Genomic DNA, 13,510 nt, shown 5'->3' on the forward strand with positions numbered 1-13,510 from the left:
ACAAGAACAACAATCATAAAACCAGCAATTCAGAAGCCCGAATTGCTGGTTTTATATTATTCTTGCGCTGTCTGCATTTGGTAATAAATGCCTTTTTTAGCCATTAATTCTTCATGGTTACCGTGTTCAACAATATCTCCCTGAACCATCACCAAAATCACATCAGCATTGCGAATGGTTGATAAACGATGGGCGATGATAAAGCTGGTTTTCCCCTCCATCAAACTATCAAAAGCATCCTGTACCAGTAATTCTGTTCTTGTATCAATGGACGAGGTTGCTTCGTCTAAAATCAACAATTTAGGATTTTTCAAGAAGACACGAGCAATGGTAATCAATTGTCGTTGCCCTTGAGATAAAGAAGCACCGCCATCTGACAGATAAGTATCATAGCCTTTAGGTAGTTGCTTGATAAAGAAATGAGCGTTAGCGGCTTTAGCTGCAGTAATCACTTCTTCTCTTGAAGCACTCGGATTGCCATAGGCGATATTATCATGAACGGTAGCTGATTTTAACCAGGTTTCTTGAAGCACCATACCAATCTGATCGCGCAAATTTTGGCGCGTGACTTGAGAGATAGCAATGCCATCAATAGCAATTTCTCCCTTGTCAATATCGTAAAATCGCATCAGAAGATTGATAAGAGTCGACTTTCCAGCACCTGTCGGACCAACAACTGCAACCTTACTACCGGCTTCAATCCTTAAATTTAAATCTTTCATTAAGGGTTTATCTGGTTCATAACCAAAGGCAACATGTTCAAAACTTACTTGGCCAGCAAGATTATCATGGAAGGATTGGTGCTGATTTTCCTCTTGCGCTGGAAGATCTAAAATGGTGTAAAGTCTCTCAGCGCAAGCTAAGGCACTTTGTAGTTCTGACATAACCGAGGAAATATCATTAAAAGGTTTGGTGTATTGATTAACATAATTCAAAAACGTTACCAATTGCCCAACGGTAAAATTACCATGAATGATACGAAAAGCTCCTACTCCCGTCAGTAAAGCGTAAATAATAGCATTGACAAATCGAGTTGTCGGATTGACCGTAGAAGAATAAAAGACAGCCTTTTGAGAAACATTAGCGTAATGATGGTTGAGATTTTTGAAATGTTCAACCATCTGAGGCTGGGCGTTAAAGACCTGAACTAAAGTCTCTTGGTTAAAAGCTTCTTCTACAAACTGGGTTTGAGCTCCGCGAGCCTTAGTTTGTTCTTGGAAAAAGGTATAGCTCTTCTTAGCAATAAAACGAGCCACTAAAAGCGATAACGGCGTCAATACTAAGACGATAAGAACCATCAGTAAATCTAGCTTGGCCATGGTTAAAATCGTTACAATAATGGTTAGGATACCAACTAGAAATTGATTGAAAATCATAAGTAAACCATTAGTCAGTTGCTCAGAGTCAGCGGTAACACGACTAACCAAATCACCAACACCAAAACGATCTATACTTGCAATCGGTAGCTGATTCAGATGATGATTAACCTTTTCACGCAAGTCAGTGATGTATGAAAAAATCAAACGATTGGTCAAAAGGGGATTTATCCATTGAACTACGGCATTTAGGGCAATAACAAAAATCATTTGAACTAAGAGTGGTGGAATGATACTTAGACGATGCGGACTAATAACCCCATCCACTGCTTGTCCGATAAGAACAGGCAGATAAACGGTTAACCCAACTTGTAGAACTGTACCAAGCAAAATAATGACTAAAAGCCAGCAATATTCTAGCATATCTGAGACTAAACGTTGGCGAGTTGTTTGCTGATTTCTTGCTTTCATTTTGCCTCCTGACTTTCTTGAGAATAGTGAATATCGCGATAAAGTTGGCAGGTTTCAAGTAGTTCTTCATGCTTACCTTGGGCAATTAAGCAACCTTGGTCTAAGACTAAAATCTTATCGGCAGATCTTAAACTTCTTGTCCTTTGGGAAACCATGATTAATTGACCATTGTTTCTACGTCGCTCTTCATGTAGTGCGGCTAAAAGGCGACTTTCTGTCAGAAAATCTAAAGCTGAACTAGAATCATCAAGAATGAGAAAAGGTGCTTGTTTAATCAATCCACGTGCAATCGTCAAACGCTGACGCTGACCGCCAGAAAAATTGCCACCGAAGGCTTCAACTTCAGCATCTAATTGCCCCTCTTTGTTTTCGACAAATTCACTAGCCTGAGCAATGTCCAAAGCATCTTTTAAATCTTCATCAGCATAATCAATGTCACTACCAAGGTTTAAATTACTGCGAATGCTTCCTTCGAAAAGCTGAGCTTTTTGGGGGACAACTGCTGTCCAGTCACGCCATTCTTTTAAATGTTTGGGAGTTTTTCCATTGTCATAAATCACCAACTGTCCTGACTGTGCTTGATAAAGGTTAGCCAGTAGGTTAACAAGAGTAGATTTCCCAGATCCCGTTCCACCGATAATGCCCAAAAATTCTCCTTTTCGAAGAGTAAAGGAAATATTTTCCAAAGATGGTTTGGCAGAGTTGGGATAAATAAAAGTAAGGTTTTCAGCTAAAATAGACAAATCTTCTTGCCCTTTTGTTTCCATAGCTTCAAATGGCGCTTCTAAAAGTTCACTGGTTTTATCAAAAACCTCTTGAACCCTTTTGGCACTGATAAAGCTCTGGTTGAGTGAGGTAACCAATATGGTCATCTTGAGCAATTCTGTTAGAATTTGTAAAAGATAATTGATTAAGGCAACCAGCATCCCCTGTGTCAAAGTAGAATCATTAATCAAAAGATTCCCTTGCCATAGAACCACGACCAAGGTTAGATTAACGATGATAAAAGTTAAAGGACCAACTAAACTCGACAGGACACTTGCCGATAATTGGTGGTCTTTGTATCTTATATTTTCATCTTGAAAGGCTTGTGCTTCGCTGTCTGCCCGACCAAAGGCTCGAATAACTCGAACCCCCTCCAATTGTTCTCTGGTTAAATCAACCAGATGATCAATGGAATGACGGATTTTCCCATAAATAGGATTCAGTAGGCGACTCATGACAAAAACCACCACAAAAAGAGCCACAACCATTATCAGAAAAAAAGTCGTTAGCTTTGGGCTGATGGTAAAAGCCATAATAACAGCTCCAAAAACGATAAAGGGTGACCTCAAAAAGAGCCGAAGAAACTGATTAATTCCTGTTTGCATTTGGTAGGTATCACTAATCATCCGAGTAACCAAGCTAGAGGTTCCAAGTCTATCTCTTCTCTCCTTAGGCAAACTCATAATCTTTGCAAAAAGATCATCAGACAGTGATTGTGTGTACCCAATAGCTGACTTAGATGAGAAATACTGAGCTGTAATAGCAACTACTATCCCTACAAGAGCAAGTCCAAATAGCAGAAAAATCATCATAAGCAGATGATTTTCATTGTTTTGTGGGATAATCTGATCGACAATTCGAGCTATAATGATGGGAACGAGCAACTCAAAAGAGGCTTCTAATAACTTAAATAGGGGTCCTAAGATTGTCTCTTTAAGATACCTTTTAAAATAATGAAATAATGCTGTCATAGCACCCTTTCTAGAATTTACTCATAACTTTAATCAAGAACAAGTTAAACTGAACCTGTTTAGCGTAATAGATGTTGCCACCGTCTCGGTACAATTTACCGCCACCATAGAAAAGGGCAACCGGATTATAATAGCGATAAGTATCACCTGACTCATTTCCAAGACTTGGAGCTACTACCGCTTTAGAATAGTCTTTGGCTAAATCAATAGTATTTTCCCCTCCATGTTTAGCAACATAATTAATATAGGAATTTCCGAAATTATAAGCCTGCACAGCTGTCCAGGCATCCGTGTCATAATCATAGGCTTTCTCTAAATTATCTGACAAGACAGTGATACCTTGCCTGACACTCTCTCGGCTATCTGTAATAGAATTAGCAACCCCCGTTGAGCTTTCACTCGATTGCATCAAATCAGCTTCTTGTCCTTTCGTTTCGGTATAAATCATGGCTAAAATCAAATCCTCATTAGTTGTTGAATCATTTTCAGCCAAAATCTCCTCAATCATTGGACGATAGGAAAGGACGTTAGAGACATCTCGGTGTATTTTGAAAAGTTGAAAAGAAAGAACGACAGCTACAACGATTACTATCGCTCTCTTAATAAATTTAAACATTATTTATTGGTAATATCCTGAATATTTTTGATTAAGATTGAGTATGTACCATCTGGATTTTGGATGAATTCAACCGATTCAGCATCCTGATAAACATTATTTGGTACTAAAAGTTCAATACCATTGGATAAGGATAGTTTTTGGGTTTCCAATTTTTTCGACTGACGGCTATGGTCAATATCCGCCACGGAAATCGGTTCTGGCACCGTCTCTTTTAATTGATCGACAAAAGTTAAACGAGCCGTCAAATTATCATCAAAAAGCTCGTCTGCTAATTTTTCAGGCGATAACTGCTGCTCTTCCTCAATATTCTTATGAATAGCTGCCTTCATTTTTGATTGAAATTGGAAATCGTCCTTATTAAACTGTTCTGCAACCTTTTGAGCTGTATTTTCCATCATTTTGATGGATTTTTTAACCGACTGCTCGGGTTCAACTTGAAGAAGATTTTCTGAGAAATAATTGGCAAACGAGCCATTGTGCTTGATTCGCTTTTCAATCAGATAATAACGATTACTTTCTTGATTGATAATCAGCGCTTCGTCAGGAGTCTGAGCAGCACTTGGTAAGTTATTTTGTGTCAAAGAAATCGGAGTATCACCATCAGCTAGGTGTGCCAAATTCTCACGGAGAACGATTCTTAAGAAAGCAAAGTGGGTTTGACCATCTTTATCGAACTCAATAAAAACAAGGTCGTTAGTCTTTTGATCTTCAGAAATGACAAATTCTTCTTTCCAAAGCTGTGCAATTTTGATGGATGATTCTAATAAATCATCGTTCAGATTGTTTAAAAAAGGATGGTCTTCAGTAAATTGTCCACGTTTAGCATCATCTGAGAAAACTTTAGAAATTTTCTTACGAAAATACTCGTCTAGACGCGGTGTAAATTGAATGGGAGCTTGCGCCAAAACCAATTCGGTATCATTTGGACTAAATTGGTGGATGACTAATTGTTTTAAATATAAATCCAGCATGACTTTTAGTTCTCATAAAGCGGAAAGGCATCTGTCAATGCTTTCACGTCACTTCTAACCTCATCTAAAACAGTCTTATTATCAGTATTTTTCAGGGTTTTGATAATCAATTTAGCAATAGTCCTTGCCTCATCTTCCTTCATGCCACGACTGGTAATGGCAGGACTTCCAATACGGATACCAGATGTTTTAAATGGGGATAACTGTTCATTGGGAATAGCGTTTTTGTTAAGGGTAATATTGACTTCGTCCAATATATTTTGTGCTACTTTACCATTTTCAACAACTTTTGTCACATCAACTAAGAAGAGATGGTTATCTGTGCCACCTGAAATGACACGAAACTCAGCATCTTCTTGGAAAACAGCAACCATAGCTTTAGCGTTGGCAATGACCTGTTGGCTATAGTCTTTGAAAGCTGGATCAAGGGCTTCTTTAAAAGCAACTGCTTTAGCAGCAATAACATGCTCTAAAGGTCCCCCTTGAAGTCCAGGAAAGACGGCTGAATTGATTTTCTTAGCAAGAGCTTCATCATTAGTCAAAACCAAGCCACCACGTGGTCCACGAAGTGTTTTATGGGTCGTTGAGGTTACGACATCAGCATAAGCCACAGGATTATCGTGAAGTCCACTTGCCACTAAACCAGCGATATGCGCCATATCAACCATGAGCTTGGCACCAACTTGATCAGCAATCTCACGAAATTTCTTAAAGTTAATGGCTTTTGAATAAGCCGATGCGCCTGCTACGATTAACTGAGGATTGACCGCTTTTGCCTTTTCTAAAATGGCTTCATAATCAAGCTCTTCTGTATCTGGGTTTAGTCCATAGGCCTCGAAGTGATAAGTCTTACCAGAGAAGTTAACTGGAGAGCCGTGTGTTAAGTGACCACCAGATGACAAATCCATCCCTAAAACTGTATCACCCGATTCAATTAAAGCCATATATGCAGCTGCATTTGCCTGACTTCCAGAATGTGGTTGAACGTTGGCAAACTTAGCACCAAATAACTCTTTAGCACGTTCAATGGCTAACTTCTCGACCACATCAACTGCCTGTGTACCACCATAATAGCGATTTCCTGGATACCCCTCGGCGTATTTGTTAGTCAATAGCGACCCCTGCGCAGCCATAACAGCTTTTGAAACCACATTTTCAGAAGCAATTAATTCAATGTTATTTTGCTGACGGTCAGCCTCATCTTGCATAGCCTGCCATAACTCAGCATCGTATGCTTTAAAATCTTTTTGATCAAAAATCATATTATTACCTCATAATTCTTTGATAAAGCGTAATTGGGTCTTATCACCGTTATAGTTCATTTTACGGTAAAAAGCATGCGCTTCTTCCCGATGACTAGCAGAATTCAAGCGGATAAAGGAAAATCCTTGTTCTTTAGCTTGTTTTTCTAATGCCAATATTAACGCTTTGCCGATTCCCTGTCCTTGACAATCAGGCAAGACTGATAGTGCTAGGATATTTAGTCCACTTTCTGAATACAAACTTTCGTATACTTCAGCATGTATGTAACCAACAATTTGATGCGACAAATCATCCTCAAATCCAATCAAAAGATGTTCAGGACTCTTTGACATTTTTTTAAATTGCCTTTGTGTCAATTCTAATGTCACAGGATAGCCCAATGATATAGCATTAATCTCACGAATTGCTGGCATATCTGCCATAGTTAAAGAGCGAAGCATAAAATCCTCCTTTTAGAAGTTAAGTTCTGGAACCAGTGCCAACAAATCTTCTTTTGAAATGGCACCTTGTCTCAAAATTTTAGCTCTGTCAGATGATAAATCAAGAATTGTTGAATCTATACCCGTTAAGAAAGCATCATCTTCATATCCCAAAACTTGGTTGTCGAAAGATTGCATTATAGTATTAAAATACTTTCCACTTTCTTGACCGGATTTATTAGCAGACGGTCCGATAAGCGGCCCATGTTCAGCAATCAATTTCTGCGTAACAGGATGGTTGGGAAAGCGAAAGCCAACACTGTCAAGACCAGAATTAATCCAAGTTGGCACTTTTTCATTGGCTTGTAAAATGATGGTCAAAGGGCCAGGCAAGAATCCTTTTACTAATTTTTCAAGAAAAACCGGCTGATTTTTAGAGAAGTCCAAAATATCTGCATAAGAAGCCACGTTAAGATTCATAGCCTTGTCATATGGACGCTCTTTTAACTCATAAACCAAGTCCACAGATGGCTTTTCTAAGGCTTTGGCAAAAATACCATAGACTGTTTCTGTTGGTAGAACGACTGCTTGCCCTTTATCCAATTCTTGAGATAGATTTTCTATACTTGTCATTTGCCTAACACCACCATTCTATTTTTACCAAAAACATCTTTTAGAACAGACACCTGACGATTGGGAAAATTTCTCTCCAACATCTCCTTGACCTTTTGCCCTTGCTTATAACCAATTTCAAAGTATATTTGTCCATTTTCAAGGAGAAAATCAGATGCCTCCTCAATAATTTGCTCATAAATAGCATAGCCATCATTATTCGCAAAAAGTGCTCTATGCGGTTCATGTGAAAGAACGTTTATTCCCACTTCAGCACTATCTTTCTCCGCAATATATGGAGGATTTGACACGATAATATCGAATTTTCCTGAAACTTGATTGAACACATCAGATTGCAACCATTCGATTGTGAGCCCTAGTTTTTCGCCATTATAGCGAGACACCTCTAAAGCAGCTTCTGAAATATCAACAGCTGTCACACTCCAATCAGGTCGTTGAGCTTTGAGCGCTAAAGCAATAGCACCACTACCAGTCCCAATATCCAGCACTCTCAAAGGTTTAGAATCATTTTCAGCTAGGATAATATCCACCAACTCTTCTGTCTCAGGACGCGGAATCAAGACATTTGGAGTTACTGTCAAAACCAAATCTTTAAAGTATGCATAGCCAAGATAATGTTGGACAGGTTTGTGCGCTTTTAAGTGTTCAAAAATACCCTCTAAGAGTTTTTGATCTTCTAGCGTGACTTCCTTAGCCTGATTCAAGGCAAAATCTGTTGTGGACCACCCCTTTTTTTCCTTAAATGCGAAAATTAAGGCTTCTCCTTCTTCGTCAAAGGTTCCAAGAGCTTCACAAAGCTCATTAATCAACTGCCTATAAGTCATTATTTATTTAATTCTTCAAGTTTTTGCGTTTGATCGTACATAATCAATGCATCTACTACTTCATCCATTTTCCCTGACAAAATAGTATCTAACTTTTGAAGTGTCAAGCCGATACGGTGGTCCGTCACACGGTTTTGTGGGAAATTATAAGTACGGATACGTTCTGAACGATCACCTGTGCCGACAGTTGATTTACGTTCAGCATCCTGCTCATCTTGTGCGATTTGGGCGAAATGGTCTGCCACACGCGCACGGATAATCTTCATAGCCTTATCTCGGTTTTTCTGCTGGGTACGTTCTTCTTGCATTTCAACTTTGATTCCCGTTGGAATGTGAACCATACGAACGGCAGTCGCAACCTTATTGACGTTCTGACCACCAGCACCAGAGGCGTGGTAAATATCAACACGAAGATCTTTTTGATCAATCTCGTATTCCACTTCTTCTACTTCAGGCATAACTAAGACGGTCGCTGTTGAGGTATGGACACGTCCTTGGCTTTCGGTTACGGGGACACGTTGCACACGGTGAGCACCAGATTCGTATTTTAATTTGGAATAAACGGATTGCCCAGAAACCATGGCAACAACCTCTTTGATACCTCCGACTCCGTTATAAGATGCCTCCATGACCTCAAATCGCCACCCTTGAGTTTCAGCGTATTTTTGATACATCTGTAACAGATCGCCCGCAAAGAGTGCTGCCTCGTCACCACCAGCAGCTCCACGGATTTCCAAGATGATATTTTTATCATCATTGGGATCTTTGGGTAAGAGCAAGATTTTCAATTTTTCTTCATACTCTTCTTTGGATGCTTTGGACTCTTTCAACTCTTCTTTTGCCATTTCTTCCAAGTCAGCGTCCCCAGCAGCATCTTTAATCATCTCTTCTGCATCGGAAATGTTTTGAAGGATTTGCTTGTACTCACGATAGGCACTCACTGTGTCACGTGTACTAGCTTCTTCTTTTGACAATTCCATAAAACGTTTGGTATCAGAAACGACAGCCGGATCCGATAGAAGTTCTCCCAACTCTTCGTATCGATCTTCTACGGCTTGTAATTGATCATATATATTCATTGATTTTCTTTCTCCTTTGTTAAATAGCTGCGCTTATTATTGATTTAAAATGGGATTGAAATAATGTTTTCGACAGACCGAAGTATAAGTTTCATTCCCACCAATTTGAATTTGATTCCCATCGTACACAGGCTTACCATCTTCCATCCGTAAAACCATTGTGGCCTTTTTGGAGCAATAATGGCAGATAGTCTTGATTTCATCGATCTTATCCGCTAGTAATAGAAAATACTTTGAGCCTTCGAATAATTCGTTTCGAAAATCATTTTTTAACCCGAAAGCCATGACTGGGATATCCAATTCATCAACGACTCGTGCTAAATCATAGACATTAGCCTTAGACAAAAATTGACACTCGTCAATAAGCACACAGTAAGGTTTGATAGCCTGTTTTTGAATGAAGCCGTATATATCAGTCTCGGGTGTAATCACTTCTGCTTGTCGCTTCACACCAATCCGACTGGAAACGAAACCAAATCCATCACGATTGTCAAGAGAGCTAGTCATTAGGACAATAGGTTTTCCTTGCTCCTCGTAGTTATAGGCAACCTTTAAAATCTCAATAGATTTCCCTGAATTCATAGTGCCATAGCGATAATATAACTGTGCCAAAATATCGACCTCTTCTTTCAATATCTTTTCTATTTTACCATAAAACAAGGGTTATTGCGACTTAGGATATGCTAAAAAACTTCTATAAAAATCTGACAATTGCTCATATTTATGCTAAAATATTGGCAAATAAAACTCTTTAGTGAGTTAGTATTTTTAATTACAAAAAAACTTAAAGGAGAACTGTTATGCCATTTGTAAAAATCGATTTATTTGAAGGACGTTCTAACGAACAAAAAGCTCAACTTGCACGCGAAGTAACAGAAGTAGTTTCTCGAGTTACAGAAGCTCCAAAAGAAGCTATCCACGTCTTTATTAATGATATGCCAGAAGGAACTTACTTCCCTCATGGTGAAATCAAAAAGAAAAACTAAGTATCATGACCTTAAAATCCCACTCTCTGCGACTAATGGGAACAAAAATTGATCTTCTTATTGATAGTGACAATGCTGAAAAGCTGATTAATGACTGCATTGATCTTCTACACCTCTACAATAAAAGATTTAGTGCCAACGATGAGACTTCTGAACTGATGGCTGTCAATTTAAATGCAGGTATCAAGCCTATCAAAGTACACCCTGAGTTACTCGATTTGATTGCTCTAGGTAAAAAACACAGCCTAGGGAAACCAAGCCACCTCAACATTGCCATTGGTCCTCTCGTTAATGCTTGGAGAATTGGCTTTTCTGATGCCCACGTTCCAGAACACTCTACGATTCAAAACGCTTTAACTTTAATTGATCCTCACCACATTCAAATTAACCCTCATGAGGGAACTGTACTTTTAGTTAAAAAAGGCATGCGTATCGATTTAGGCGCGATAGCCAAAGGCTACATTGCAGACCGTATTATAGATTATCTAAAATCACAAGGTGCTACTTCTGCTATGATTAATCTTGGTGGAAATGTCTTGGTTTATGGTCCCAATCAGAAAAGATCCGATGCCAAATGGTATATCGGTATTCAACATCCAGAATTAGAACGCGGACAGAATCTAGGGATTATCAAAATTGAAAACCAATCAGTAGTCACATCTGGTATATATGAACGAAAACTAGTTCATAATGGGCATACCTACCATCATATTTTTGATTCTGATACAGGTTATCCCATTGATACAGAAATGGCCAGTATAACTATTGTCGCTGACCTGTCCGTTGATTGCGAAATTTGGACAACAAAACTCTTTGGACTTCCAATAGTTGAAGCCATGATGATGATTGAGTCAACGCCTGATATTGAAGGCATCATTATAACACAAGATCATCGTATTGCTATTTCCAAAGGTTTAACATCTAGGTATCAGAGTCTTTATTAAAGAAAAAAGTTGGAATGATTTCCAACTTTTTTGATATTTACATAATCTGTTCAAAATGAAGATGTACAATAACCTTATCGTCATAGCCATTACGTTCCAAATCACGTTGCAAACGATAAGAAATATAGTGTTCTGCAATATTGATAAAGCCAGCATCCATAAGACGATTTTCTACAAGAGATTGAATCATGTTAATAGTTGGACGCTCAACCTGTGCTTCTTCTAAATCAAGAACGACTTTCTTTGTAACTTGAGCAAGATTTGAACGCCAAGTATCATCAATGACATAAACTGTTTGAGCTGCTCTCACAATGGCTTGGTAAATTTTATCAGGATTAAATTCTGCGACTTGTCCATCACGTTTAATAATTTGCATAAGAGGTCCCCTTTCAATGTATTTTCATTGCTTACATTAATTATGCAAGGGATTTCATGTTTTGTCAAGTTAAATTATTCAAGAGAAAAATAATTGGAAGATTAAAACCTTTTAACCACCAATTTAGCTGATGCTTTTCCTGATTTTCTCGAAGAGAAAAACTGGATCGAAGCCATAATAAAATCGAAGATCAAAAAGATCTCCGATTTTTCATGATTATTCTGCGCCAAGTGCAGCCATTGTGATGTAGTTGTACGGTTTATTGAAGTGTGGCAAGAAGAAGATATCCATGAGTGAAAGCTCTTCAATTGTCACGTGTTTCATGATAGCAAGTGAGAACATGTGGATACCCATTGACATGTCTTCACGTGATACCATTTGGCAACCAAGAACAACTCGTGTATCTTTATCATATACAATCTTAATTGCTACGTCATGGTTGTCATGTTTGATAAACTCAGGTTTTTGTTTGTCATTGAAAGATGCAACTGCGGCATTAAAGCCTGCTTCTTTAGCACGTTCTTCAGTCAAACCAGTTGAAACCATGTTAAGCCCAAAGATTGAAATACCATTTGAACCTTGTACACCAACTCCTTCAAGTTCATGTCCTGCAAGATTATGAGCTGCTACAATACCTGTACGAACGGCATTTGACGCCAAGGCAATATAGCTGTGATCGTCGCGAGCATTGTCATAGATAGTTGCACAATCACCAATAGCATAAACATCCTTCATGCTAGTTTCTTGTTTTTTATCTACCAACCAAGCACCATTGCGGAAAGTTTCGAGTTCACCATTTCCGAGTGCTGTATTAGGACGGAAACCAACACACATGATAACCATGTCAACATCAAACGTTTCTTTGTCAGTTACGAGATGCTCAACTTTCCCATTTCCTTCAACAGCTTGAACAGCTTGACCAAGAGCAAGTTTGATACCGTTGTCTTCAAGGTTTTTGCACATCAATTCTGTGAAATCACGGTCGTAGTAAGCTCCCATAACTGTGTCAGCAATATCGACAAGGACTACTTCTTTGCCTTTACGTTTGAAACTTTCAGCAAGTTCAACACCGATGTAACCACCACCAACAACTGCTACACGTGAAATACCAGGTTTTTCAACACGGTTGATAACATCTTCAGCATTTTGATAAAGTTTAACAAATTGAAGATTTTCAAGAGTTGCTTCGAATTCACGTGAACCTTCTTTGATTTCAACACCTTTGATTGGTGGAACAATTGGTTGCGAACCAGTTGCTAGAAGCAATTTATCATAAGATTCAACATGTTCTTTACCATCAACAATCGCTGTTACTTCTTTTTTAGCATAGTCAATATGAGTGACAGGTGATTCCATATACACAGTTGCACCCATGCTTTCAAGCTCTTCCTTGTCAGAATAGAAAAGACCTTCAGGACCATCAATTTGTTCACCAATCCATAAAGCCATTCCACATCCTAAGAAAGAGATGTTTGAGTTTTGGTCAAAGGTTACGATTTCATTTTCAGAACCGTAGTTTGACAACATTGTTTTAATAGCAGCTGTACCAGCGTGGTTAGTACCTACGACAACAATTTTAGACATATAAAAATCTCCAATATAATTTTTTTACTTGTTAAGTATAACACAAACAGCAACGTACACCAATTTATTTGCTCGTTAAATCACAAACAAAATGCATGTATGCATGTGTATGATAACGGTTTCTATTATATCAAAAAGAGAATCCCCTGACCAGTTTTCACTGTAAAATTAATACGATAAATGTAGGAAGAAAATACATGAAAACATTTTCTGATTGCGTGCATTTTTAAAAATACTTTCACAAAATTTACATTATCGCATAAGTAATCTCTCATTTTCATCACTATTA

The 13,510-nt window shown here is 38.4% G+C and carries 14 protein-coding genes; 2 read left to right on the plus strand and 12 right to left on the minus strand.

Going from position 1 to position 13,510, the window contains the following annotated elements:
- Positions 1–56 precede the first annotated feature (56 nt).
- From A3IA_RS0100205 to A3IA_RS0100250, 10 genes are read right to left on the minus strand one after another with little or no spacing between them, the layout of a single operon-like run.
- Positions 57–1,787: an ABC transporter ATP-binding protein gene (locus A3IA_RS0100205; RefSeq protein ID WP_018379350.1), complete on the minus strand. Its 1,731-nt coding sequence runs from the start codon at positions 1,785–1,787 to the stop codon at positions 57–59.
- Positions 1,784–3,523 (minus strand): ABC transporter ATP-binding protein, encoded by a 1,740-nt coding sequence (locus A3IA_RS0100210; protein ID WP_018379351.1) that lies wholly within the window; start codon positions 3,521–3,523, stop codon positions 1,784–1,786. The genes A3IA_RS0100205 and A3IA_RS0100210 overlap by 4 nt, the downstream gene beginning before the upstream one ends.
- 10 nt (positions 3,524–3,533) lie before the next feature.
- The gene (locus tag A3IA_RS0100215; protein ID WP_018379352.1) at positions 3,534–4,139 is read right to left on the minus strand and encodes a lysozyme family protein; all 606 of its coding nucleotides are present in this window, start codon (positions 4,137–4,139) and stop codon (positions 3,534–3,536) included.
- A complete protein-coding gene (locus tag A3IA_RS0100220) occupies positions 4,139–5,113 on the minus strand; it encodes a nucleoid-associated protein (protein ID WP_018379353.1) in 975 nt (324 codons plus the stop codon). Before A3IA_RS0100220 ends, A3IA_RS0100215 begins: the two co-directional genes overlap by 1 nt.
- 5 nt (positions 5,114–5,118) lie before the next feature.
- Complete coding sequence (glyA, locus tag A3IA_RS0100225; RefSeq protein WP_018379354.1) at positions 5,119–6,375, minus strand: serine hydroxymethyltransferase; 1,257 nt, start codon at positions 6,373–6,375, stop codon at positions 5,119–5,121.
- A 9-nt stretch (positions 6,376–6,384) separates the two neighbouring features.
- On the minus strand, positions 6,385–6,816 hold the full coding sequence (locus tag A3IA_RS0100230; RefSeq protein WP_018379355.1) for a GNAT family N-acetyltransferase: 432 nt from the start codon (positions 6,814–6,816) through the stop codon (positions 6,385–6,387).
- Positions 6,817–6,828: 12 nt separating this feature from the next.
- The gene (locus A3IA_RS0100235) at positions 6,829–7,428 is read right to left on the minus strand and encodes an L-threonylcarbamoyladenylate synthase (RefSeq protein WP_018379356.1); all 600 of its coding nucleotides are present in this window, start codon (positions 7,426–7,428) and stop codon (positions 6,829–6,831) included.
- Positions 7,425–8,252, minus strand: coding sequence for a peptide chain release factor N(5)-glutamine methyltransferase (prmC, locus tag A3IA_RS0100240; protein WP_018379357.1), 828 nt, complete (start codon positions 8,250–8,252; stop codon positions 7,425–7,427). The genes A3IA_RS0100235 and prmC overlap by 4 nt, the downstream gene beginning before the upstream one ends.
- Positions 8,252–9,331: a peptide chain release factor 1 gene (gene prfA / locus A3IA_RS0100245; protein WP_018379358.1), complete on the minus strand. Its 1,080-nt coding sequence runs from the start codon at positions 9,329–9,331 to the stop codon at positions 8,252–8,254. The genes prmC and prfA overlap by 1 nt, the downstream gene beginning before the upstream one ends.
- 36 nt (positions 9,332–9,367) lie before the next feature.
- Positions 9,368–9,943 carry a thymidine kinase gene (locus tag A3IA_RS0100250; RefSeq protein WP_026217473.1) on the minus strand — a complete coding sequence of 192 codons (576 nt, stop codon included), beginning with the start codon at positions 9,941–9,943 and terminating at the stop codon, positions 9,368–9,370.
- A gap of 188 nt (positions 9,944–10,131) precedes the next feature.
- Here A3IA_RS0100250 and A3IA_RS0100255 point away from each other — a divergent pair, with 188 nt between their 5' ends.
- Both A3IA_RS0100255 and A3IA_RS0100260 read left to right on the plus strand, forming a co-directional pair.
- Positions 10,132–10,317 carry a 4-oxalocrotonate tautomerase gene (locus A3IA_RS0100255; protein WP_018379360.1) on the plus strand — a complete coding sequence of 62 codons (186 nt, stop codon included), beginning with the start codon at positions 10,132–10,134 and terminating at the stop codon, positions 10,315–10,317.
- A 5-nt stretch (positions 10,318–10,322) separates the two neighbouring features.
- On the plus strand, positions 10,323–11,261 hold the full coding sequence (locus tag A3IA_RS0100260; RefSeq protein ID WP_018379361.1) for an FAD:protein FMN transferase: 939 nt from the start codon (positions 10,323–10,325) through the stop codon (positions 11,259–11,261).
- Between the two features lie 37 nt (positions 11,262–11,298).
- On the opposite strand, the gene A3IA_RS0100265 is transcribed toward A3IA_RS0100260, so the two are convergent.
- Both A3IA_RS0100265 and nox read right to left on the minus strand, forming a co-directional pair.
- Positions 11,299–11,637, minus strand: a complete 339-nt coding sequence (locus A3IA_RS0100265) for an ATP cone domain-containing protein (RefSeq protein WP_018379362.1) — start codon at positions 11,635–11,637, stop codon at positions 11,299–11,301.
- 216 nt (positions 11,638–11,853) lie between these two features.
- Positions 11,854–13,221, minus strand: coding sequence for a H2O-forming NADH oxidase (nox, locus tag A3IA_RS0100270; protein ID WP_018379363.1), 1,368 nt, complete (start codon positions 13,219–13,221; stop codon positions 11,854–11,856).
- Positions 13,222–13,510 lie beyond the last annotated feature (289 nt).

The organism is Streptococcus thoraltensis DSM 12221 (assembly GCF_000380145.1).
Taxonomy (GTDB): Bacteria; Bacillota; Bacilli; order Lactobacillales; family Streptococcaceae; genus Streptococcus; species Streptococcus thoraltensis.